Origin of the sequence: Streptomyces sp. NRRL S-1022 (assembly GCF_000720135.1) — a bacterium.
In the GTDB taxonomy this organism is placed as follows: Bacteria; Actinomycetota; Actinomycetes; order Streptomycetales; family Streptomycetaceae; genus Streptomyces.
In genome coordinates, this window is sequence record NZ_JOIU01000049.1 from 1 (window position 1) to 22,749 (window position 22,749).

Genomic DNA, 22,749 nt, shown 5'->3' on the forward strand with positions numbered 1-22,749 from the left:
CGGTGATGCCGTACATGTTCACCAGCGCCGGCCGGTCCAGGCCGAGCCGCTGCACCCAGGGCCGCAGCTCGCCGAACTCCAGCTTCTCCCCGGCGAAGATCACCGAACGCAGCGACAGCCGGCCGATCCGCTCGTCACCGGAGGCGGCCGCCGACACCAGCGAACGGAACGCCGACGGCGTCTGGCTCAGCACCGTCACGCCCTGCTCCACCAGCAGGTCCAGGAACTCCTCCGGCGACCGCGTCACCTCACGCGGCACCACGACCAGCGTCCCGCCATGCGCGAGAGCACCCCACATCTCCCCCGGGCAGGGCATCGACCCGCTCCGACTCCAGCGCGTCCAGGACCACCAACTCGCCCTCGAAGCCGTCGAGGAGCTCCGCCTCGGCGCCGGCGGTGACGACGATGCGCACGCCGGCGTCGGACAGCGCGTAGCGCAGCCGCTCGACCGGGTGGGCGCTGTCGAGCGGGACGTAGGCCGCGCCCGCCTTGAGCACGCCGATCAGCGCCGGCACCAGATCGGGGCCGCGCTCCAGGCACACCCCGACCAGCGATTCCGCCCCCACACCCAGCGACCGCAGGTGCCAGGCCAGCCGGTTGGCGCGTTCGTCCACCTCCCGGTACGACAGCGACACCCCGCCCGCGATCACCGCCACCGCGTCCGGAGTCCGCGCCGCCTGCTCCTCGAACAGGGCGTGCAGGGTGTGGGTCACCGGGCGGGCCGAGGCGGCGGCGTTGTGCGGGCCGGAGACGAGGAAGGCCCGCTCGTCCGCGCCGAGGAGGTCGATGCGGGACAGCGGTGTCGACTCGTCCTCGACGGCCTGCTGGAGCAGGCGGACGAAATGGCGGGTCATCCGCTCGACGGTGCCGGGCGTGAACAGGGCGGTGGCGTAGACGAACTGGCCGCTCAGGGTGCCGTCGGGGCCCTGGTTCACCTGGAGTTCGAGGTCGCACTTGGCGATGCCGCCGGTCAGCGGGTACGGCTCGACGGCCAGGCCGGGCAGGCCCATCGTCCCGCCGCCGCGCTCGTGGAAGGTCAGCGCCACCTGGTACAGGGGGGTGCGGGACATGTCCCGCTCGGGCTGGAGTTCGGCGACGAGCCGGGCGAAGGGCACCGCCTGGTGCTCGTAGGCGTCGACGAGGCTCTCCCGGGCGGCGTCGACGAGCCGGGCGAAGCTGGGATCGCCGTCCCAGCGTCCCCGCATGACCAGGTTGTTGATGCCGTAGCCGATCAGCTGCTGCAGTTCGGGGCGGGTGCGGCCGGAGACCACGGTGCCGACGGGGATGTCCCGCAGCCCGGTGTAGCGGGCGACGAAGGCCTGGAAGGCGGCGAGGAGGACGGCGAACGGGGTCGCGTCGTGCCGCAGGGCCAGCTCGCGGATCCCGGCCGACAGCTCCTCGGGCAGGGTGAAGGACACGTCGGCGCCGTCGTGGCTGCGGTACGGCGGCCTCGGGTGGTCGGCCGGCAGATCGGTGGGGGTCAGGTCGGCGAGCGCCTTGCGCCAGTGGTCCAGGTGGGCGTCCAGCTCGCCGGCGGCTTCACCGGCGCGCTGCCAGGCGGCGAAGTCGGCGTACTGCACGGGCAGTTCCGGCAGTTCGGGAGCGCGTCCTTCGGTGAACGCACCGTACAGGGCGGCGAGTTCGGACCCGAGGACGCTGGTGGACCAGGCGTCGAAGGCGATGTGGTGGAAGACGACGTACAGGATGTGGTCGTCGGCGGCGAGCCGGACCAGCCCGGCCCGCACCGGCCAGTCCTGCTCCAGGTCGAACGGGGTGACGGCGGCGGCACGGGCGGACTCGGCGGCGGTGCGCTCGCGGTCCGCGGGCGAGGCGCCGGACGCCTCCTGGAGGGGCAGCGGGACGTCCCGCGGCTCGTCGACGACCTGCACGGGATCCCCGTCGGCCAGGGTGTAGCGGGTGCGCAGCACCTCGTGCCGGGCGAGCAGCGCGTTCCACGCGCGTGCCAGGGCGTCCGTGTCGAGGTCGCCGCGCAGCCGGAAGGCCAGCGGCACCAGGAACTCGCGGCTGCCCGGTTCCAGCCGGTTGAGGAACCACATCTGCTGCTGGCCGAACGACAGCGGCAGCGGGCCGGAGCGGTCGGCGGGCGCGATCGTGGAGCGGCGGGCCCGGGAACGGCCGCCGAGCCGGGCTCGCAGAAGCCTCTCCTGGAGGGCGTCGACATCAGAGTTCCGCTGGTGGGGTCCGCCGCTCATCCGTATCCCGTCCTCCTGCTGCTGCCGCTCACCGAAGAACCGATCCCGGTCCCGCCGGAATCGGTGGTCGTGCCGAATTACGCTGCCGCGTGCGTCAGTGCGCGGCTTCCTGCTCCATACGGCGGCGCAGACTGAGCGGCCGCATGTCGGTCCAGACCTCGCCGATGTACTCCAGGCATTCCGAGCGCTTTCCCTGCTTTCCCTCGGCACGCCATCCGGCGGGCAGTTCGCGGTCCGCCCACCAGATCGAGTACTGCTCCTCGTCGTTGACCACGACGTAATAGACCTGTTCGTCGTCCCGCTCGTCCGCCATCGCGATTCCTCCGCTGGAAGTGGTGCGTTCAGAATTCCGGGGTCGTGCGCGACAGCACTCTTCTGCAGGGCCCGATACTCCGTCTATATCGCCCGATACTCCGTCTATACCGGCGCTATCGGTGTGCTTGCCGGAAGTGCCGGCGCGGTCCGCGGGGTGGTGGGGAGACGGCTCCGGCCGGAGCCCTGGACGATCGGGCTCCGGCCGGAGAGGGGGGACGGGGGCGGGTTCAGGTGCGGTGCACGCCCTCGGTGGGGCGGCTCGCGGTGCCGGCGGGGCCGGCGGGCGCGGGCCGGGACGTGCCGCCCGGCAGGCGGCGCAGCCCGCGCGGCAGCTCCCAGGCGCGCTTGCCCAGCAGGGCCAGGGCCGCCGGCAGCAGGATGCCGCGCACCAGGGTGGCGTCGATGAGGATGGCCACGGCCATGCCGACGCCCATCATCTTGTTCTCGATCGCGGACAGGGTGATGAAGATCGTGAACACCGCGGTCATGATGACGGCCGCGCTGGTCACCACGCCGGCGCTGGCGGCGACACCGCCGACGACCGCGTCCCGTGGCTCGGCGCCGGCCAGCCGGCGCTCCCTGATCCGGCTCAGGATGAAGATGTGGTAGTCCATGCTGAGCCCGAACAGCACCACGAACATGAACAGCGGCAGCCATTCCGCGACGCCGCCGTACGAGGTGAAGCCGAGCGCCGAGCTGAGGTTCCCGTACTGGAAGACCCAGGTCAGCACACCGTACGAGGCGCCCATCGACAGCAGGTTGAGGGCGATGGAGACCAGCGGGATGGTCAGGGAGCGGAACACCAGCAGCAGCAGGACGAACGCCAGCACGAGCACGAAGGCGATGACGGCGAAGGTGCGGCCGCTCAGCTGGTCGGCGAAGTCGTGCGCGAACGCCGTCCGTCCGGCGGTGGCGTACTCGACGCCGTCCACCTTGCCGAGCGTGCGGGGCAGCGCGGTGTCGCGCAGGGTCTCCAGCGCCCGGTTGGAGTCCGCGTCGGTGCCGGAGCCGGCCAGCGGCACCCGCACCACCAGCACGTCGTCCACACGGACCGTGGAGACCGGGCCGGAGAGCCGGCCGTCGCTCGCGGCGATCTCGTCGTGCAGCTTGCCGACGGCGGCGCGGACGGCGGGCGTGTCCGGTGAGCCGCCGCCGGTGTTCCACACCGCGATCCGGGCGGGGGTGGGCGAGCCGGGGAAGGCGTCCTGCATCCGGATCGCCGCGTCCACGGTCGGCGCGCTGCGCGGCAGGCTGTTGACGACGGCGGCGTCCTGGAGGTGCATGGAGAACATCGGCAGCGCCATCACCACCAGGGCCACGACGGCGGCACCGCCCCACACCAGGGGCCGCTTGACGACCTTCTGGGCCAGCCGGCGCCAGGTCCGCGACTCCAGCACGGTGGTGCGCCGCTTGCCGAGCCAGGGGATACGGCCCTTGTCCACCCGGTGCCCGAGCGCGGCGAGCAGGGCGGGCAGGACGGTGACGGAGCCGATCATCGCCAGGCCGACGACGAGGACCGTGCCGAGGGTGAGCCCGCGGAAGACGTCGAGGCCGCTCAGCAGCAGTCCGCTGACGCACAGCATGACGGTGATGCCGGAGACGGCGACCACGTGCCCGGAGGTCTTGGCGGTGATGCGCAGCGCCTCGGCGACCGAGCGGCCGGCGGCCCGCTCCTCCCGTTCCCGGCGCAGGTAGAACAGCGAGTAGTCGATGCTGACGGCGACCCCGATCAGCAGGATCATCGAGGAGACCGCGCTGTTGACGGCCACCCACTGGCCGAGCACGCCGATCAGTCCGAAGGCGGCGGCCACGGCGGTGGCGGCGAGCAGCAGCGGGACGGCCGCGGCGACCAGCGCGCCGAAGACGATGAGCAGGATGACGAGGGTGATCGGCAGGGAGGTGCTCTCGGCGCTGGCGAAGTCCTTCTTCACCGCGTCGTCGACGGCCCGGGAAAGGCTCTGGTCACCGGCCTGTACGAGACGGATGTCCTTGTGCCGGTCGGCCACCTTGTGCACGGCGTCGACCACCGCGTCGAAATGGGCGTCCATTTTCGTGTTGGGCCCGGCGACGAAGAAGGTGACGAGACCGGACCGTCCGTCGGCCGAGATCTGCTGTTCGCCCCGGGGATTCAGCGGGGTGCGCAGCTGGGACACCGCGCCGGGCGTCTTGTCGAATTCGGCGACCAGGTCCCTGACCGCCTGCTGCAATTCCGGGTTCTTCTTGAATGCGGGCCCGTCCTTGTCGCGCGACTGGACGAGGACGTTCTCCAGGACGGGTTCCCAGTCCTTCTGTTCGTTCAGGACCTGCTGGGCCGCGCCGGATTCGCCGGGGTCCTTGGTGACGGCGCTGTCGCCGGACACCAGGGCCGTGGACAGGACGGCCAGCACCACGAGTGCGAGCCATCCCCCGATGGCCAGTGCGCGGTGCCGGATCGACCAGCCGGCGACGCGTTCGATCAGTGTGCCGTTCTGCGGCTGTAACCGCTTGCCCTTGGGCGGCATGAACTAGGGTCCTTCCGTGAAGGGGGGCTGGTGAGAGACTCGCGTTCGACGCGAGACAGTGCCTCTTCCACCGGGCCGCCGAGTTGCCGCTCGACGGCCCGGGCTCTGCTACGCCGTCACTCGACCTCCTTGAGGATCCGCTCGACCGACCGCATGCGGGTCTGCAGGTCGGCCAGGCGTTCGTCGATGCCGGCGAGTTGCTGGACCGCGGAGTCGTGCGACCGGGTGGCCTGCTCCGCGAGCGTCCGGTACTGGTGGTCGCGGGCCAGGATGGCCCGGGCCCGCCAGGTCGTGGCCATGTGCCAGATGACGATGGTGATGACCGCAGCGAACGCACCGACCAAGCCGACGGTGCCGACGACCTCCTGCCAGCCGTGGTAACTCATTGCGGGCTTCCCTTCTCGCCGTCCTCCGGGACGTGTTCGTGGGTGGTGAGGGGTGACAGCGCGTCCGCGATGCTCTGCGGTGTCAGATGGAGCGCGAAGGGGGTCACCTCGTAGAACTTCATCGCCTTCCCGTCGCTCGACATCTCCAGCTGGCCGGTGACCAGCCCCGCCGCTTCCAGCCGCCTGAGGTGGGCCTGGAGCAGGGCCCTGCTGATGCCGAGCTCGCGGGCCAGCCGGCTGACGTAGTTGCGGCGCCGGGCGAGGGCGGCCACGACGCCCAGGCGGTGCGGGTTCGCCAGGGTGCCCAGCATCCGGGCGAGCCGGTCGGCGGGCAGGGCGCCCACGGCCGTACCGGGTCCGGTACCGGGACCGGCGGTGTCCGGACCGGTGTGGCCGGGACCGGCGGTGCCGGCACCCGTGCTCTCGGGACCGTTCATGTCGGCTGCCGGCCGCGTCAGGTCAGTCACCGCGGTCACTCGCGGGACGGGGGTTCCACCGCGTCCAGGCCCAGCGGACGCCCATGACGGTGCTCGCGGTCAGGACGGAGACGGCGGGCCCCATGCACACCACCATCACGGTGTTGTCGACGAGCCGTCCGCCCAGGTAACCGAGGCCCAGGGTGCAGGACACGAAGACGGCCTCGGCGGCCAGGGCGCCGAGGAGGTAGCTGCGCAGCGGGAAGTCCACGATCCCGGCCGTGACCCCGCCGAGGCCACGGCCGCTGGGCACGAAGCGCATCGCGATGACCGAGGGCACGCCGTAGCGCCGGAACCGCTCGGCAGCCCAGTCCAGCATCGAACGGCGCTTCTGCCGGCGGGACATCCAGCGCAGCGCACGGCCGCGGGCGAGGCACCCCGTCCAAAACATGCTCATGTCACCCAGGACGGTGCTCGCCAATAAGATCACGATCAGGAGCGGCAGGTTCAGGCTGCCGGCCGCGGCGAGGGCGCCCGCGCCGGCCACCAGGGCCGAGTTCGGGATCATGGGCGGCATCGTCACGAGCACGAGCAGCACGTACATCCAGTGCGTACCGTCCACACCGACCAGCTCCCCTCGGTTGTCGCGTGCCTCTCCGCGTCATCACCTGCTTACGGAGACTTGCACGTCCGCTGACGCGGGACAACGCGAGAGGAACCACCCCAGGGGGATCTACGGGCCGCCCCCTAGGGGTTACACCCCGAGACCCTCAGACATCCCCCAGCCACACCCCCAATTCCCCCCGGATGCGGGGGGATTGGGGACGGCGGACCGGACGGCTACTCCTCGTCGCTGGTGCGTACCGGGCTGGCGCGGCCGGGTTCGGGGAGTTCGGCCAGTTCGGCCCGCACCAGCAGCACGTCGCCGATGAAGAGGTCGTAGACCAGGATCCCGACGGCACCGCCGATCAGCGGACCGACGATCGGGATCCACCAGTAGGCGCTGTACACGCCGGGCACGCTGCCCGGGAAGGCCAGGCCGTCCCAGCCGGCGGCGTAGGTGAACAGGCGGGGGCCGAAGTCGCGGGCGGGGTTGATGGCGTAGCCCGCGTTGGCGCCGTAGGACATGCCGATGGCGGCGACGGCGAAGCCCACGATCAGCGGCCCCAGGTTGGCCTTCACGGCCTGGTTGCGCAGATCGATGACGGCGGCGATCAGCATGAGCAGGAAGGCGGTGCCGACGATCTGGTCGATCAGCGGGCCCCAGATCCCGCCCTGGAAGTACGCGGCCGGGAAGGTCGCGAAGATGGAGAACGTGGCGTTCGTGTGCCCGTTCACCTTCGGCCCCGCCACCGCGCTGTCGTAGGCGTTGATCGCGTCGTGGTAGACGAGGTAGACCAGGGCCGCCCCGGTGAGGGCGCCGACGACCTGGGCGAACCAGTACGGCAGGACCTTGAGCCACGGGAATCCGCGGCGGACGGCCATCGCGAGGGTGACCGCCGGGTTGAGGTGGGCGCCGCTGACCCCGCCGGCCACGTAGACGCCGAAGACGACGGCGAACGCCCAGCCCCAGGTGATGAGCAGCCAGTCACCGGCGGCGAGGAAGATCGTGGTGGGGGTGGCGGCCCGGCCGGAGCCGGGCAGTGCGGCGACCGCCATCGCGACCACACCGCAGCCGAAGGAGATGAGGACGAAGGTCCCGAGGAACTCCGCCAGACACTCGCCCAGCAGCCCGCCCCTGCCTCTGAGGCGGGACGGTTTGACGAGCGGAGGGATTTCCACAGCCATCGAGGCCCCCTTTGAAGAGAGCTTTGCGCCCAATATCACCATGTTGGCCCACAAAGTCACTCCCCGCAGGATGACGGCCCCCGCCGGTCAGCTGTCGAGGTCGTCGGCGTAGTGGCGGAAGCCGTGCCGTTCCCGGTGCAGGGTCCACAGGGTCTGCGCGAGGACGTCGGGGTCCTTGCGGGCGTGCCCCGCGGTGATGGCCCCCGGGATCACCAGCTGCGCGACGTGGATGCCCTCCCCGGCCAGCCGGTCGTGCAGCAGGTGGCCGTAGGCGCTCTCCGCGGCGAAGGCGATCGAGGTGCCGGCCCGCTCGGGGTGCGGTACGGCCGCGGTCCCGCCGTTGACGAACAGGACCGTGCCGCGCCCGAGCCGCCGCATCCCCGGCAGCACCTGCTGCACGGCGGCCACCGGCCCGTACACGGAGAACTCGATCGGCCCCACCAGGTCCCGGTGCCCGGTGTCCAGCACGGGCCGCATGAAGTCGCGGTGCGGCACCGGGCTGTACTGGAGCACCTCGACGGTCCCGAGGGCGTCGGCGAGCCGGTCCAGCGCGGCGGTCAGCTCCTCCGGCCGGCGCACGTCGGCGGGGAAGCCGCGCGCGGTGACGCCCTCGGCCGCGAGCCCCTCGACGATCGCGTCCAGCCGGCCCCGGTCCCGGGCGACCAGTCCGACGCCGAACCCCTCGCGTCCGAACCGGCGCGCGACCGCGGCCCCGAGCCCCGGCCCGGCTCCCACGATGGCGACACTGTTCATGCCGGGCATCCGTACCGCGCGGGGCCGGGCCTCACACCGGCTGCGGCGACCGCGGCCCGGTGGCCTGCCGCATCCGCGCCAGCTGGGCGGCGGTGACCGCCCGCACGGCGAACGCGCCGGCGACGGCGGCACCGACGACCGCCGCGTCGCTGGCCAGCAGCGGCCACACCTCGGTGTAGGCGCGGGCGATGATCTCGTCGGTGGAGTCCTCGTAGACGATGCCCACCCCGCTCAGCATCCCGAGCAGCCAGAGCCCCCACCACACGTTCACGGAGGCGGGCAGCGGGCGTCCCGGGGCGGAGCCGCGGAACGCGTCGGCGACGATGCCGCGCGGGAACCACAGGTTCACGACCGGGACGATCCAGCCCGCGTACACCCAGATGCCCGCGTACTTCGGCGGCCGGCCGGACAGCAGGCGCGCGTTGTCCCGCAGCCGCACCACCCAGGAGAGGAAGAGCAGGGCGCAGACCAGCACGGCGACCCCGCCGACGGACGTGACCAGGTGGTACGAGTCCTCCAGCGCGGTGAGCGGCCGGTGCACCCCCTCGCCCTGGTCCGGCGGCCCGGAGCCGGGTTCGCCGGCGAGTGCCAGCCGTGTCTCCCACGCGCCGCGCACCACCCAGGCGGCGCCCGCGAGCAGCAGCCCGGCGGCGGCCAGCCGCCCCGTCACCCGGACGTCCCGGTACGGCGCCGCCTGCCCGGCGGCCCACCCCTCCCGCGCGCCCGGTCCGTCCTCGTGTGCCATCGCCGCTCCCTTGCCGGTGACCGGGCTCTTCCCGGTCTCCTCCGGTGAGGACGGCGGCGTCCGGTCCGCCGTTCCGCCGCCGGGGGGAAAAGCGGAGGTCAGGCCATCCAGAAGAACACGGCCGTCATGCGCTTGTCCGCCAGCGTGCGGCCGGAGTATGCGGTGGCGCTGTGCACCAGGTTGGCATGGTAAAGCAGCAGACGGTTGTACTTGTGCGGGACGCGGACGTCCTCCTCGAAGGCGTCCGGGGTGACGTAGCGGGTGCCGAGGGCCTCGACGAGGTTGGTGTGCGGGGCCTGGACGACGTTGCCGCCGAGCCGGCCGCCGGGCAGGGACTGGCGGTGGAAACTGGTGCCGCAGTCCTTGGGCACGTCCGGGTTGAGGTAGAGCACGGCCGCGTACCGGCACAGGGCGCGGGAGTCGGTGTGCGGGCGGGGTTCGCTCTCGCCCTCGCCGACCACCTGCACGCAGTTGTGGTTGAGGGTGCCGCCACCGGGCGCCTGCTGCACCCACAGCTCCTTCGCCCCGGTCGCCTTCTTCACCAGCCGCTCGATGCGGGCCAGCTCACCGGGTTCGAGGCCGGGCATGGCACGCAGTCCGGGCCAGGTCTCCGAGGTGTACGGATACCCCTGCACCCAGTCGTCCTTGTCCAGGCACCGCTGCCGTACCGCGTCGATGTCCGGCAGGACGTCGTCCAGCACCCAGTAGTCGCGGCCCTTGGTGGGCTTGCGGTAGGGCAGGACGGGCAGCGCGGCCGGCGGTCGGGGCGGGGGCTGTGGGGGCATGCGGCGAATCTAGGGGCGCGGCCGGTCTGCCTTCTCCCGTGGACGGGTCAACCTTGCGTCCAGGAACGATCAACCTTTCGCCAACAGGCTTCGGTGATTCTTTACCCGGCGGCACCGAGCAGAATCGCCTCCGCATCCGTACTGCTGTGCGTCGGAACCGCCCACGGGCGGGAACCCCTGCAGGAGGAACGGTGCGCTTTTCGCGGAACGCGACGGGAACGCTCTTCGTGGGCGGTGCGATGGCCCTGACCCTCACCGCGCTCGCCTACCCGGGCATGCTCGGACTGGACAAGGTCTCCACCGCCCAGGACCGCGTCATCGCCAACACCCAGTGGGGGCCGCTCACCGAGCAGGACCGGGACTTCGTGGTGAAGGTGCGGGCGGCGGGCCTGTGGGAGTACCCGGTGGGTCAGATCGGGCTGCAGAAGGGCGGCTCCAAGGCCGTGATCACGGCCAGTCAGCACCTGATCGACGGGCACGCGGCGCTGGACACCACCTGCCGGAAGATCGCACCGATGCTGAACATCACGCTGCCCAACGTGGCCAGCCCCCAGCAGCTTGGCTTCGTGAGCACGCTGAAGTCGGACACCGGCAAGCAGTTCGACACCGACTTCGCCAACATCCTGCGGATGACGCACGGCTCGATCTTCAACGCGATCGCGAAGATCCGCTCCACCACCAAGAACTCGCTGGTGCGGGCCCTCGCCGACCAGGCCAACGACACGGTGCTGGACCACATGACCGTGATGGAGAAGACGGGCCTGGTCGACTTCGACCAGACGCTGTTCCAGCAGACCACCCCGCCGAAGCTGCCCAACTCGGACCTGACCCCGCCGGCCCCGCCGCCCGGCCAGCCGGAGGTGGTGCTCACCCCGCCGGCGACCGCCACCGCCAGCCCGGTGGACCTCAGCGGCCTCCTCGGCGGTGGCGGCACCCCGGCCGCGGGGGCGAGCCCGAACCCGGCTCCGACGGGGGGCTGAGGCCTTCCGGACTCCGGCCTTCCGGATTCCGACCGTTCCGGACTCCCGGCCCTAGGCCAGCCACACGGTGGTGTCCGGCGGGAGGGTGCCGGCCGCCGGCAGGGGGGTGCTGGCCAGCAGGACCTCGCCCGGCGGCAGCGGCACCGGGTCGGTGCCGAGGTTGGTGACGCTGCGCCAGCCGTCGGTGCGGGTGAAGTCCAGGACGCCGGCGGGCGCGTCCGGTGTCCAGGCCAGCGTCTCCCCCTCCAGCAGCTTGCGGCGCAGCCGCAGCGCCGTGCGGTACAGCTCCAGCGTGGAGCCCTCGGCGCCGGCCTGCTCCTCGACGGCGTACGCCGCGAACGACGCCGGCTGCGGCAGCCAGCCGGCCCCGGGCCCGAAGCCGTACGACGGCCCGGTGGCCGTCCACGGCAACGGCACCCGGCAGCCGTCGCGGCCCTTGCGGACATGGCCGGTCTGCTCCCAGATCGGGTCCTGGAGCACCTCGGTGGGCAGGTCGGCGACCTCGGGCAGGCCGAGTTCCTCGCCCTGGTAGAGGTAGGCCGAACCGGGCAGCGCCAGCATCAGCAGGGTCGCCGCCCGCGCCCGGCGCAGTCCGGCCGCGGGGTCGACCGCGGGTGCGGTGCCGTGGGAGAGCAGCCAGGCGGCCGGGTCGGTGCCGGGCGGCAGCATGAGCCGGGAGGCGTGCCGTACGACGTCGTGGTTGGACAGCACCCAGGTCGCGGAGGCACCGGCGGTGCGGGCGGTGACCAGCGAGGCGGTGATGACGTCCCGCAGCTCCTCGGCGTCCCAGCGCGCCTCCAGGTACTCGAAGTTGAACGCCTGGCCCAGTTCGTCCGGGCGGGCGTACAGGGCCCGGCGGGCGCCCGGCACCCAGGCCTCGGCGACGGCCATGCGGGGCGGGCTGTAGGCGTCGAAGACCTTGCGCCAGTCGCGGTAGATCTCGTGCACCTCGTCGCGGTCCCAGTACGGGTGGCTGCCCGGCACCACCCGGGGCAGCGCGTCCTCGCCGGTCGCGCCGATGTCGCCGACGTCCCGCAGCGGCTCGGTGAGGTCCTTGGCCAGGCCGTGGGCGACGTCGACGCGGAAGCCGTCGACACCCCGGTCGGACCAGAACCGCAGCGTGGTGCGGAAGTCGGCGCGGACCTCCTCGTTGGCCCAGTCGAGGTCGGGCTGCTCGGGGGCGAAGAGGTGCAGGTACCACTCCCCGTCCGGCACCCGCCGCCAGGCGCTGCCGCCGAACACCGACTGCCAGTCGCTGGGCGGCAGTTCGCCGTGCGCCCCGCGCCCGGGCCGGAAGACGTAGCGTTCCCGGGCGGCCGAGCCGGGTCCGGCGCGCAGCGCCTCCTGGAACCAGGGGTGCAGGTGCGAGGTGTGGTTGGGGACGACGTCCACGACGACCTTGAGCCCGAGCCGGTGCGCCTCGGCGACCAGGGCGTCGAAGTCGTCCAGCGTGCCGAGGCGGTCGTCGACCCCGCGCGGGTCGATGACGTCGTAGCCGCCGTCGGCGAGTTCGGAGGGGTAGAAGGGGCTCAGCCACAGGGCGTCCACGCCGAGCGCGGCCACGTGGTCCAGCCGCTCGGTGACGCCCCGCAGGTCACCGAGGCCGTCACCGTCGGCGTCGGCGAAACTGCGCGGGTAGACCTGGTAGATGACGGCCTGCCGCCACCAGTCGGGGTTCCTGGACGAGAGGTCCGGCGAGAGGTCAGCCATACGGGCTCCCAGGGGACGGTCGACGGTACGGATCCTGTATCCGTCCACATTGCCCGGAAACGGAACGCGCGGGTACGGCGCCACGCGACGGACGGCGAAGGGCGCACGGCATTTGTGATCTTGCCTACCTGCGCCGGTACCCGGCTATGCAGGAAACCGTGTGCCCGCCTACGGTGGGCGGGCCGTGGTGTTCGGGAAGTCGATGGGAAGTCGACGCGGCCCTCGCCACTGTGATCGGGGAGTCCCCGTTCCGTCCGGCTCGCGCCGGGCCACTGGTCGCAGGACCGGGAAGGCAGGAACGGCGGGCGTGTGCACCCGTCAGCCAGGAGACCGGCCACGGCACGTCACGAAGTGATCCACGAGGTGCTGGAGCGTGAACCCGATGGCCGATGCTGCGTCTTTCCGCTGGCGGCGTGAGGACACCGTCAAGACGGTGGGGCTGATGGCGGTGATCGTCGCCCTGCACGTCGTCGCCTTCGGCATCCTGTACCTCCTGGTCGCCCCCCACCACTACAAGGTCGGTACCGACGTGTTCGGGGTGGGTCTCGGCATCACGGCCTACACCCTCGGCATGCGGCACGCATTCGACGCCGATCACATCGCCGCGATCGACAACACCACCCGCAAGCTGATGGCCGACGGCAAACGGCCGGTGTCGGTGGGGTTCTGGTTCGCGCTCGGGCACTCCAGCGTCGTCGTGCTGCTGGCCCTGCTCATCGCGGGCGGCACCTCGCTGGCGGGCCGGGTGATGAACGAGGGGTCCGCCACCCACCAGGTGCTGGGCTTCCTCGGTACGACGGTCTCCGGGACGTTCCTCTATCTGATCGCCGCCCTGAACCTGGTGGCACTGGCCGGCATCCTCAAGGTGTTCCGGGCGATGCGCGCGGGGGCGTACGACGAGAAGGAGCTGGAGCAGCACCTGGACTCGCGGGGCTTCATGAACCGCGTGCTCGGGCGGCTGACCAGGTCCGTCTCGCGCCCGGGGCAGATGTACCCGCTGGGCTTCCTCTTCGGCCTCGGCTTCGACACGGCCACCGAGGTCACGCTGATGGTGATGGCGGGCTCGGGCGCGGCGGCCGGGCTGCCCTGGTACGCGATCCTCTGCCTGCCCCTGCTCTTCGCCGCCGGGATGAGCCTGTTCGACACGCTCGACGGCACGTTCATGAACTTCGCCTACCAGTGGGCGTTCTCCAACCCGGTCCGCAAGGTCTTCTACAACCTCGCCATCACCGGCCTGTCCATCGCCGTGGCCTTCTTCATCGGCACCATCGAGCTGGTCGGCGTCCTGCACGAGAAGTTCGGCCTGCACGACGACGTCACCGGCTGGATCGCCGGTCTCGACCTGGACAACGTCGGCTATCTCATCGTCGGCCTGTTCGTGGTGGTGTGGGCGGCGGCGCTGGCGTACTGGAAGGTCGCCCGGGTCGAGGAACGCTGGACGGTCTCCGCCACCGCCGCCGAGTAGCCGGGCCTAGCGCGCGACCGTCTCCAGGTACAGCTTCACGTAGCGGGCCGCGTCCACCTCCAGGGCCACGTCGATCAGGGCGCGTTCGCGGCCGCCCTCGTGGAGTTCGGACTCGCCGAGGCGGGGTCGGCGGTCGACGACGGTCTGGCCGCGGGCGGGGCCCGGGGCGAGGGAGACCTCGACCGGGAGCAGGCGGGTGGTGAGGCCCGCCGGGTCGGCGACCGCGCACACCGCGCCGGCGTCGCCGAGGCCGCCCGCCTCCTCCGCCTCCGGGGGCTCGCCCTGGTGGGCCGGCCGGTGGGCGAGCAGCTCGCCGGCCAGGCGGGTGCCGGGCTCGGCGCTGGTGCGCAGCCGGTGCACCTCGGCGCTGTCCACGACGACCTGCCGGAACACGTCCAGGCCGTACATGGTGATCGGCACCCCGGCGGTGAGCAGGATCGCCGCGGCCTCCGGGTCGTGCCAGACGTTGAACTCCGCGACCGGGGTGGCGTTGCCGGTGGTCACCGCGCCGCCCATGAACACGATCCGCTCGATGTTCCGGGTCACCTCCGGGTGGGTGCGCAGCAGCAGGGCGATGTTCGTCAGCGGCGCGGTCGGGATCAGGGTGACCGGACGCGGGGAGGCGAGGATCTCGCGGTGCAGCAGGGTGACGGCGTCGACGTCCACCGGGGTCCGGGCCGGCGCGGGCAGCCCCAGGTCGCCCATGCCGTCGGCGCCGTGCACGGGGGCGGAGCGGGCGGGCTCCAGCAGCGGGCGCTCGGCGCCGCGCGCCACCGGGATGCCGGGGGCGCCCGCCTGCTCCAGCACGGTGAGGGTGTTGCGGACCACCCCGTCCACGTCGGTGTTCCCGGCCACGCAGGTCACCGCCCGCAGGTCGAGTCCCGGGTGGCGCACGGCGAGCAGCAGGGCCAGGGCGTCGTCGACCCCGGTGTCGCAGTCGATGATCACGGGAATGGGCTGACCGGTCACGGCGGACTCCTTCCGTCGTGCCGACGATAGATCAGGCCGGGCCGTCGTGAGCGGGTCCCCGGCAGCGGTGGGCGGCGGGGGCGCGGGGCGGCTCCCGGGTGCGGGTCCGGCCCGCGGGCCGCGCGGTTTCCTCGGTCAGGCGAGCCGGCGCGCTCGGGTCCTCACCCGTACGGCGCGGAGCGCTGGTGGGCCGCGCGGGGCGGTGGTGCCGTGAGATCAGGCACCCCGTCGGCCGCACGCAGCCCAGGAGGCACCGATGACCCCCGCGATACGCGCGATGTACGACCGCATGCCCCGTGGCGTCGTCCTCTCCCTGACGGCCACCGGGCTGCTCGCCGCCGGCGGCTGCGCGGCGCTGGCCCTGAAGCACCCGGAGAGCGCCCCCTACCCGCTGCCCACGGTGGACCGGCCGAGCCAGACGGCGAAGGCGTCCTCACGGGCCGACGGCTCCACGCTCAGTGACGAGCAGGCGCAGGCCGCGCTGGTCAACGAGACCGATCTGGGTGCCCCCTGGACGGCCACGCGCGGCGCGGCCACCTGGCGGGACGGGCTGCTGAAGACGCACACCGCGGCCGGGGAGTGCCAGCGGCTGCTGGACGCGCTGTACAGCGACGAACTCCTCGGCGCCCCGGCCCGGATCGCCGTCGGCCTGGACGACGCCGACACCGACGCCCAGCTCCGCTACCAGATCGCCGCGCGCCGCCCGGCGGACGTCGACGCCGTGCTGGCCTGGCTGCGGACCCTGCCGGCGCAGTGCGCGCGGTTCACGGCCACCACGGAACTGGGGCTCGTGGAGGACGTCCAGGTCGTGGACGCCCCGCTGCCGGAGGTCGGGGACGCCCGGCAGGGCCTGCGCGTCACCCTCGCCACGACGACACCGGACGACCAGCAGTACCTGCTGACCATGGACGTGGCCGCCGTCCGGGTCGGCGAGGACGCCTTCGCGCTCACCAACGCGGGGCTCGGCGACGTACCGAACGGCGCGACGCAGACCGCGGTGCAGATCGGCGCGCTGCGCCTGGCCGACATCCGCAAGCAGGGGCGGGCGCAGATCTGAGGGTCACAGCGGGGGCTGGGCCGGGGCCGGGCCCAGCGTGGTGGTGCCGGGGGCGGTGCGGTGGCCCAGGCCGGTGCGGTAGGCGTCCAGGGCGGCCTCGACGCGGCCCGTGCGGCGCAGCAGGTCGCCCAGCAGGCGGCACAGGTCGGCGAGGTCGCCGGCGGCGCCGGCGCGTTCCAGCAGGCTGAGGGCGCGCACGTAGTGTTCCTCCGCGGCCTCGGTGTCCCGGGCGTCCTCGGCGATGATGCCGAGCAGGCGGTGCGCGGCGGCGGCGTGCACGGCACCGCGTTCGGAGGAGAAGTCGCCGAGGACGCCCTGGAGGAGCACGGCGGCCTCGGCGGAGCTGCCCCGGCGGTGCAGCACGTCGGCGAGTTCGACGGCGGCCTGGCTGCGGTACAGGGCGGCCCGGGTCTCCGACAGCATGGCGTACGCCAGCCGCAACTCCACCTCCGCCCGCTCCAGTTCGCCGTTCTGGGCGTGGACGTAGCCGCGCATCCAGTGGCAGTTGGCCAGCTCGGTGCGCAGGCTCAGCTGGCGGTACAGCTCGGCCGCCTTGGCCAGGGAGGCGTCGGCCTCGGCGACCCGGCCCTCGGCGAGCAGGGTACGGGCGACCGAGCGGTGCATCCGGGCGATCAGCGCGGGGTCGCCGGCCCGCGGGGCGAGCGCGAGGGCGAACTCGGCGGCCTGGGCGGCCCGGGCGTGGGCCCCCATGTCCATGTAGGGCCCGATGACGCTGGCGTAGAGCAGCAGCAGCGCGTCGGGGTCGTGCAGGCCGCCGCGGTTCAGCTCGTCGAGCGTCGACTCCAGGAGGTAGACCGCGTACCGGAGTTCACCGGCCAGGTAGTGGGCGACGGCCCGCCCCCGGACGGCGGGGACGCGCGCCGGGAGGGTCGTGCCGGCCAGCCGCTCCTCGGCCTGCTCGAAGTACTCGCGCGCCTCGGTCAGGTCTCCGGTCTGCAGGGCGCACTCGCCGAGTCCGAGCAGTGCGGCGGCCTGTTCACGGCCGAGTCCGTGGGCCTCCGCCTCGGCCCGCAGCACGCCGTACTGGGCGGCGGCCTCCTCGGCGCGTCCGTCGGCGAGGACGCGCTGCGCCTCGGTGAGCCGCAGCCGCAGACCGGTGGCGAGGTGGGCGGGCCGGCCGGCGGCCAGCTCCTCGAAGGCGACGCCGAGCCGGTCCGCGATGTGCCGCAACGCCTCGTCGGAGGCCCGGGCCCGGCCGGCCTCCAGGGTGGAGATGTAGGCGGGCGTGTACGCCGGTTCCGCCAGCTGCCGCTGGGTCAGTCCGCGTTGGGTCCGTAACCGCTGCACCCGCCGCCCGATGACCTCCGGGTCGTCCCGCTCCACCATGCCTCGCGTGCCCCCCAACTCGCCCGACGACCCTTGCCGTTGACCCGGGCAGCCCCTAGGTTAAACGGCGGATTAAGCATGCTTAACAGGCCGCTGTTGTGTTGCGAGGTGACCGTGCCCGGACGTCCATCCGCACCCTACGCACGCCCCACCGCACGGAGGGCCGTAACGGCCGCGGTGATCGCCGCGACGGCCCTGCTCCTCGCGGCGAACGCCGGCCCGGCGAGAACGGAGGGCCTACAGAGCCCGCACGAAGGCGGCCCAGGCCCGCGGATCCACAGCGAGGTGCGCCAACTCGGGCTGCTTTGAGTCCCGGACGGCAACGAGCGCCTGAAGGTCGGCGACCTCTACGCAATCGCCGCCATTGGTGCCGCTGTACGAGGACTTACGCCACTGAGCGAGGGCCGGATCCAGGTTGCTCTGCATAGCGTTCCTCCATCACGCGCGCGATCAGGTCGGCCGAGTCCTCCGGCGAGAGGGCGGTGGCCTGCAAGCGAGCGTAACCGACCGAACGCTCCCTGATTACACGCGGATTGGCGGTCATGTGCCCCTGGTCGTAGCTCTCGCTGTAGAAGAGGTCCGGGTGGTCGTCGAAGCGCAGCACATTGAACGAACCTATCATTCCGGTGTGTGCGCCAGCGGAATGTGGCAGCACCTGGATGTGCACCCACGGGTCGCCCCGGAAGCTCAATAGGTGGCCGAGTTGATCACGCATTACGTGCCGGTCGCCGACCATCTGGTGCAGCACCGACTCGTCCATGACGACCCACAGCGCCGGCGGTTCATCCCGCCGCATTATGCGCTGCCGTTCCATGCGGGCGGCGACCATCTCCTCGACCTTGTCCGGACGGTCCACGCACAGCAAGGCTGCCGCATACGCCTCCGTTTGCAGCAGCCCGTACACGACCTGGCACTGGTACGTAGAGATGTACGTAGCCTTCGCTTCCATGTCGGCGTACGCCTGAAACCACGTAGGCAACTGGCTCCGCAACACCAGCCCGACCAAGCGCGAGAAGAACCCGTCCGTCATCAGCGCCGCGTCCACCCGCTCGGCGAACTCCCGCGTCGGCACCTTCAGCGTGGTCTCGATCTGGCCGATCAGCGAACCCGTGCAGAAGACGATCGCGCCGAGTTCCTTCTGCGTGAGCCCCGCCTCCTCCCGTTTTCTGCGCAACTCCGAGCCGAAGTAGTCCAACGGAGAGGCGCTGGGGTCGAGCGGACGGATGTTGACCATGAAGAGAGACACCCCCTGCGATCGATCTGTTGCGGAGCGTAACGACAAGATCCCGCGGTTGTCCCGGAATTCACGAAACCCGGTGGCACCACTGTCAGGGGCATGACCTACTCTTTGCACACTCGCCGCACGAGGCACACACGGCTCATGCACAGGGGGCTCACGTTCGCCGTGCCCTGCGGCTCCCCATGCCTTTCCTTCGTTCCGGGGGGTTCGAATCAGCGTGCGCAAGCGCTCTCTCACGGCCGCCACCACCCTGGTGGTCCTCTTCAGCTCCGCGGCCCTCGCCGCCGCCCCGGCCTTCGCCGACTCCGCGCAGCCCCTGCCGGTGCGGCAGACCGGCGACATCGTGGTGGACGGCGTCCACCGGCAGGTCTTCGTCAGCGACCCGCTGAACGGGAAGATCGTCGTCACCGACTACGCCGGCAAGGTCGTCAAGCAGCTCGACACCCGCCTGTCCGGCGTCCAGGGCCTGGAGCTCTCCGCCGACTCCGGCACGCTCTACGCGGCCGTGCAGGACCTCGACGCCGTCGCCGTCATCGACACCGAGACCGACACCGAGACGACCCGGTACGAGGTCGGCGACAAGCCGCTCAGCGTGGCCCTCGCGGGCGGCAAGCTGTGGTTCGGCTACGGCGGCGCCGCCGCGGGCAACATCGGATCGGTCGACCTGACCGCCGAGGACCACAAGGTCACCCTCGGCCAGGACGCCGACTGGTACTCCGCGCCGGTGCTGGACGCCGCGCCCGGCTCGGACACGCTCGTCGCGGGCGCGGTCGGGCAGAGCCCGGTCGAACTGGCCTCGTACGACGTCTCGTCGGGCACCGCCACGAAGGTGGCGAGCACCCGTGAGGCCGGTGACAACCTCGGCGACCTCCAGGTCACGCCCGACGGCAAGGACGTCGTGGTGGCCAGCGGCGCGCCGTACTACCAGCAGGTGTTCCGGACCTCCGACCTCAACGAGGACGGCAAGTACGTCACGGACGCCTACCCCAACTCGGTGGCGATCGCTCCCGACGGCACGCTCGCGGCCGGCATCGACGGCTCGTACGACCCGGACGTCTACATCTTCAGGTCCGGCGCCGGCGAGCCGGTCCGCACGTACGACTTCCCGAACACCGGCACCTCCTCGGGCTCCGACCTGCTGGCCCGTGCCGGGCTGGCCTGGGCGCCCGACGGCTCCCGCCTGTTCGCGGTGACCAGCAACAACCAGGGCGCGTTCTCCCTGCGCGTGCTGAACGCGCCGACCAAGGCGGTCAGCACCGTCACCGTGGACGCGCCGGCCACCGCCACCCGCGCCAAGAAGCTCACCGTCAAGGGCAAGGTCGCCTCCAAGGCGGCCGTCCCCGCCGGCACCAGGCTGACGGTGACCCGTACCGACCTGGAGTCGCCGAAGGGCAAGCCGCTGGCCGCGGCGGTCACCAAGGCCGACGGCACCTTCTCCTTCACCGACACCCCGCCGTCCGGCGGCAAGGTGAAGTACACGGTGGCCTACGCGGGCGACGCCGACCACGCGGCGGCCTCCGGCTCGGACTCCGTCGAGGTGTCCCGCGCCAAGGCGACGCTGTCGATCAACAACAACGGCAAGGTGTACGCGTACGGCAAGGACGTCAAGTTCACCGCGCACCTCGGCAAGACGTACTCCAACCGTACGGTGGAGATCTGGGCCGACCCGTTCGGCTCCGACAAGCCGAACAAGCGGGTGAAGTCCGGCAAGGTCAACTCCGACGGCTACCTGTCGGTCACCCTGGACCTGAAGCGGGACACCAAGGTCACCGCGAAGTTCGCGGGCGACTCGCGCTACCAGCCGGCGTCGGCGGCCAGCACGGTCGGGGCGAAGGTCAGCATCTCCACGTCGCTGTCCAACCACTACAAGGCGAAGTCGGCGTGGGGCCACACGTACTACTTCTTCCACAAGAACAAGAACCCGCTGGTCACGACCAAGATGCCGTGGTACCCGGACCGGGCGCAGAAGTTCGAGTTCGAGGTGTACTACCAGGGCCGCTGGTACCCGGGCGACCCGTCGTACTTCAAGCTGGGCTCCGACGGGATCTCGCGGGTCAGCATCACCGGCAACCACAGCCAGGACGTCGGCTGGCGGTTCCGGGTCCGCTCGTCGTACATCAACGCCTCCTCCGGTGACACCGTGAACTCCACGACGCACGGCGCCTGGAAGTACCTCACCTTCACCAGGTAGGCGCTAGGGAGTGGCCTGGAGCTGGCGCAGCTGCCGCTGGACGTTCTCCAGCGCGCCGCGCCGGCGGCCGGGCACCCTCAGCCGCAACTCCGCGAGCGCGGGCCCGAGTTCACGGGCCCGCGCCGTGTCCTTGATGCGGGTCCACTGGTGGTGCGCCCGGTCCACGGCGGCCTCCACCGCGGGCGCGTCCCCCGCCTGCCCGGCGGCCAGCCGCGTCTGCGCCACCCCGAGCCAGGCCCGGCAACTGCGCACCGCGTCCCCCGCGAGCATCGCCAGGTCGGCCCGCACCTCACTCCAGTGCAGCGCCTGCTCGGACGCGGCCCCGTGCACCCGCACGGCCTCCGCCTCCAGCCGGGCGGCGATCCCCTCGGCCTCCCCGTGCCGCCCGCCCTGCACGGCGGCGCTGATACCGGCGTGCGGGTCGCCCAGGGGCGCGTCGAGGGCACGGAGGGCCGGGCCGGTGTCGCCGGCTCCGCCGGAGGAGGGATGCGGGACGGATCCGCCCGGACGGACTCCCGAGCCACCGGCCCCCGGCCCGGACCCGCCCGGCAGGGGCACCGGGCTGCCGCCCCCGGCCTCCGCCGCACCGGCCCCGGAGCCCGGAACGGGTGCGCCCGGCACCCGCGCCGGAGCGTCCGCCTGCGCGGGGACGATGACGGCCGCGGGCGGCTCCTGTGCACCGGGCGGAGGCCCGCTGTCACCGGACCCGGCGGAAGGCCCGCCGTACGAGGACCCCGGCGCGATCCCTTCGGCGACGGCCGGCCGCACCGGGCCCCCGGCCACCACCGCCCGGCCCCCGTCCGCGGCCGTCGGCGCCGTCACGGTCCCCGGCGGGAAGCCGGTCGCCTCGGCGCCCCGGACGAAGCCGCCGACCGGACCCCCCGGCACATGACCCCCCGCGTCCGCCAGCAGCAGGCTGCCCCGCGCCTCCTCGGCGACCCGGGCCACCGCCTGCTCGTGCAGGACGCCCAGCGGGGGGCGGTGGCCGCTGCGCAGGAGCGTGGCGACCGTCTTCATGTACGCCGGCTCGGCCAGGCCCCGCCGCCCGGTGGCCGGGGCGACGCGGCCGTAGACCGCGGTGTTCCGGCCGGAGTCGAGGCCGCGCTCGGTGATGTGCCGCCAGGCCTCGGCGTCGGCGTGCAGGTCGACGACGAGCGCGGTGTCCGTCGCGGAGCGCAGGCGCAGCTCCTCGCGGATCCAGTGCCAGGGCAGCGCGGTGTAGCGCAGGGTGGCCGGTGTGGTGCGGGCCAGGGCCAGATGGGGCTGGTGCTGGCGCCGGTCCAGGTGCAGCTGGCCGGTGACGTACACGGTGAGCGGGCCGGGGGAGGCCGCGGCGGCCCGCAGCCGGGTGAGGACGGCCTGAGGTTCCAGCGGGTCGGCGAGTTCGATGACGTTCGCGGTGTCGGTGCCGGACAGCACGGAGGGGGCGACCGCGGCCAGCACCGGCAGCACTCCGGCCGCGTCCACCAGGCGCCCCCGGCCCAGCGGCGAGGCCGCGAGCAGCAGCACGGTTCCGGGCATCGTGCCTCCCCCATGTCACCCTGTGGACCCCGTGAACCTCCGGACCCGAGGTCCCCGTGGATCCGCTCTCCAGCCAGCACCGTAACCGCTGCGGCTGCAAACCGGGGCCCCGGTACCGCAAACGCCCCGGTACGACCACTTCACCCACCACCCCCACAACTCCCCCCGTGCGCCCCACCGCTGACCCCGCCCCGGCCCCGTGCGCCGGCGCACAACGCACCGCTCCGCCCCCTCCCGCCTCACTTCGCCCCGCCCCGCTCCCGACGCACCCGGCACCCTTCCGACTCCCGCCCCTCAGCCCACTCACCGCCGACCGGCGACCCGCCTGTCTCTTATACACATCTCCGAGCCCACGAGACCAGAGAGG

At 72.5% G+C, this 22,749-nt stretch carries 21 protein-coding genes and 1 riboswitch; of the genes, 4 read left to right on the forward strand and 17 right to left on the reverse strand.

Annotated elements, in window-relative coordinates; translation table 11 throughout:
- The 11 genes from IG05_RS42975 to IG05_RS0139930 form a co-directional block, all read right to left on the reverse strand.
- The coding region (locus tag IG05_RS42975; protein ID WP_324605054.1) for an AMP-binding protein at nucleotides 1-247 on the reverse strand (247 nt) is incomplete at its 3' end.
- 1 nt (nucleotide 248) lies between these two features.
- On the reverse strand, nucleotides 249-2,213 hold the full coding sequence (locus tag IG05_RS0139885) for a condensation domain-containing protein (protein WP_030349008.1): 1,965 nt from the start codon (nucleotides 2,211-2,213) through the stop codon (nucleotides 249-251).
- A 94-nt stretch (nucleotides 2,214-2,307) separates the two neighbouring features.
- Nucleotides 2,308-2,526, reverse strand: coding sequence for an MbtH family protein (locus tag IG05_RS0139890; protein ID WP_030349009.1), 219 nt, complete (start codon nucleotides 2,524-2,526; stop codon nucleotides 2,308-2,310).
- A 229-nt stretch (nucleotides 2,527-2,755) separates the two neighbouring features.
- On the reverse strand, nucleotides 2,756-5,029 hold the full coding sequence (locus tag IG05_RS0139895) for an MMPL family transporter (protein ID WP_063760133.1): 2,274 nt from the start codon (nucleotides 5,027-5,029) through the stop codon (nucleotides 2,756-2,758).
- 116 nt (nucleotides 5,030-5,145) lie between these two features.
- Complete coding sequence (locus tag IG05_RS0139900) at nucleotides 5,146-5,415, reverse strand: hypothetical protein (protein ID WP_030349011.1); 270 nt, start codon at nucleotides 5,413-5,415, stop codon at nucleotides 5,146-5,148.
- Entirely contained in the window at nucleotides 5,412-5,882 is a 471-nt protein-coding gene (locus tag IG05_RS0139905) for an ArsR/SmtB family transcription factor (RefSeq protein WP_420707657.1), read from the reverse strand. Before IG05_RS0139905 ends, IG05_RS0139900 begins: the two co-directional genes overlap by 4 nt.
- Nucleotides 5,875-6,453: a DedA family protein gene (locus tag IG05_RS0139910; RefSeq protein ID WP_051790804.1), complete on the reverse strand. Its 579-nt coding sequence runs from the start codon at nucleotides 6,451-6,453 to the stop codon at nucleotides 5,875-5,877. Before IG05_RS0139910 ends, IG05_RS0139905 begins: the two co-directional genes overlap by 8 nt.
- A gap of 218 nt (nucleotides 6,454-6,671) precedes the next feature.
- Nucleotides 6,672-7,619, reverse strand: a complete 948-nt coding sequence (locus IG05_RS0139915; RefSeq protein WP_030349014.1) for an MIP/aquaporin family protein — start codon at nucleotides 7,617-7,619, stop codon at nucleotides 6,672-6,674.
- Nucleotides 7,620-7,706: 87 nt separating this feature from the next.
- Nucleotides 7,707-8,372 carry an SDR family NAD(P)-dependent oxidoreductase gene (locus tag IG05_RS0139920; RefSeq protein WP_030349015.1) on the reverse strand — a complete coding sequence of 222 codons (666 nt, stop codon included), beginning with the start codon at nucleotides 8,370-8,372 and terminating at the stop codon, nucleotides 7,707-7,709.
- Nucleotides 8,373-8,403: 31 nt separating this feature from the next.
- Nucleotides 8,404-9,117, reverse strand: coding sequence for a DUF4328 domain-containing protein (locus IG05_RS0139925; protein WP_030349016.1), 714 nt, complete (start codon nucleotides 9,115-9,117; stop codon nucleotides 8,404-8,406).
- 98 nt (nucleotides 9,118-9,215) lie between these two features.
- On the reverse strand, nucleotides 9,216-9,902 hold the full coding sequence (locus tag IG05_RS0139930; protein WP_030349017.1) for a DUF6445 family protein: 687 nt from the start codon (nucleotides 9,900-9,902) through the stop codon (nucleotides 9,216-9,218).
- Between the two features lie 227 nt (nucleotides 9,903-10,129).
- Here IG05_RS0139930 and IG05_RS0139935 point away from each other — a divergent pair, with 227 nt between their 5' ends.
- Nucleotides 10,130-10,882, forward strand: coding sequence for a DUF4142 domain-containing protein (locus IG05_RS0139935; RefSeq protein WP_030349018.1), 753 nt, complete (start codon nucleotides 10,130-10,132; stop codon nucleotides 10,880-10,882).
- Between the two features lie 51 nt (nucleotides 10,883-10,933).
- Here the strand turns inward: IG05_RS0139935 and IG05_RS0139940 are convergent, their stop codons facing one another.
- Nucleotides 10,934-12,592, reverse strand: coding sequence for a glycoside hydrolase family 13 protein (locus IG05_RS0139940; RefSeq protein WP_030349019.1), 1,659 nt, complete (start codon nucleotides 12,590-12,592; stop codon nucleotides 10,934-10,936).
- Between the two features lie 168 nt (nucleotides 12,593-12,760).
- Nucleotides 12,761-12,946, forward strand: a riboswitch (cobalamin riboswitch).
- A 28-nt stretch (nucleotides 12,947-12,974) separates the two neighbouring features.
- Here IG05_RS0139940 and IG05_RS0139945 point away from each other — a divergent pair.
- A complete protein-coding gene (locus tag IG05_RS0139945) occupies nucleotides 12,975-14,057 on the forward strand; it encodes a HoxN/HupN/NixA family nickel/cobalt transporter (RefSeq protein ID WP_030349020.1) in 1,083 nt (360 codons plus the stop codon).
- 6 nt (nucleotides 14,058-14,063) lie between these two features.
- On the opposite strand, the gene IG05_RS0139950 is transcribed toward IG05_RS0139945, so the two are convergent.
- Nucleotides 14,064-15,026 carry a nucleoside hydrolase gene (locus IG05_RS0139950; protein WP_030349021.1) on the reverse strand — a complete coding sequence of 321 codons (963 nt, stop codon included), beginning with the start codon at nucleotides 15,024-15,026 and terminating at the stop codon, nucleotides 14,064-14,066.
- Nucleotides 15,027-15,282: 256 nt separating this feature from the next.
- On the opposite strand from IG05_RS0139950, the gene IG05_RS0139955 reads away from it, so the two are divergent.
- Entirely contained in the window at nucleotides 15,283-16,083 is an 801-nt protein-coding gene (locus IG05_RS0139955; protein ID WP_030349022.1) for a hypothetical protein, read from the forward strand.
- A 3-nt stretch (nucleotides 16,084-16,086) separates the two neighbouring features.
- Here the strand turns inward: IG05_RS0139955 and IG05_RS0139960 are convergent, their stop codons facing one another.
- The 3 genes from IG05_RS0139960 to IG05_RS0139970 form a co-directional block, all read right to left on the reverse strand.
- Nucleotides 16,087-17,430, reverse strand: a complete 1,344-nt coding sequence (locus IG05_RS0139960; protein ID WP_030349023.1) for a helix-turn-helix domain-containing protein — start codon at nucleotides 17,428-17,430, stop codon at nucleotides 16,087-16,089.
- Nucleotides 17,431-17,667: 237 nt separating this feature from the next.
- Nucleotides 17,668-17,856 carry a DUF397 domain-containing protein gene (locus tag IG05_RS46260; protein ID WP_078894864.1) on the reverse strand — a complete coding sequence of 63 codons (189 nt, stop codon included), beginning with the start codon at nucleotides 17,854-17,856 and terminating at the stop codon, nucleotides 17,668-17,670.
- A complete protein-coding gene (locus IG05_RS0139970; RefSeq protein WP_030349024.1) occupies nucleotides 17,816-18,664 on the reverse strand; it encodes a helix-turn-helix domain-containing protein in 849 nt (282 codons plus the stop codon). The genes IG05_RS46260 and IG05_RS0139970 overlap by 41 nt, the downstream gene beginning before the upstream one ends.
- Before the next feature lie 223 nt (nucleotides 18,665-18,887).
- Between IG05_RS0139970 and IG05_RS0139975 the strand changes: the two genes are divergently transcribed.
- Entirely contained in the window at nucleotides 18,888-20,861 is a 1,974-nt protein-coding gene (locus IG05_RS0139975) for a hypothetical protein (RefSeq protein WP_030349025.1), read from the forward strand.
- 3 nt (nucleotides 20,862-20,864) lie between these two features.
- On the opposite strand, the gene IG05_RS0139980 is transcribed toward IG05_RS0139975, so the two are convergent.
- The gene (locus IG05_RS0139980; RefSeq protein ID WP_030349026.1) at nucleotides 20,865-22,382 is read right to left on the reverse strand and encodes a hypothetical protein; all 1,518 of its coding nucleotides are present in this window, start codon (nucleotides 22,380-22,382) and stop codon (nucleotides 20,865-20,867) included.
- Nucleotides 22,383-22,749 lie beyond the last annotated feature (367 nt).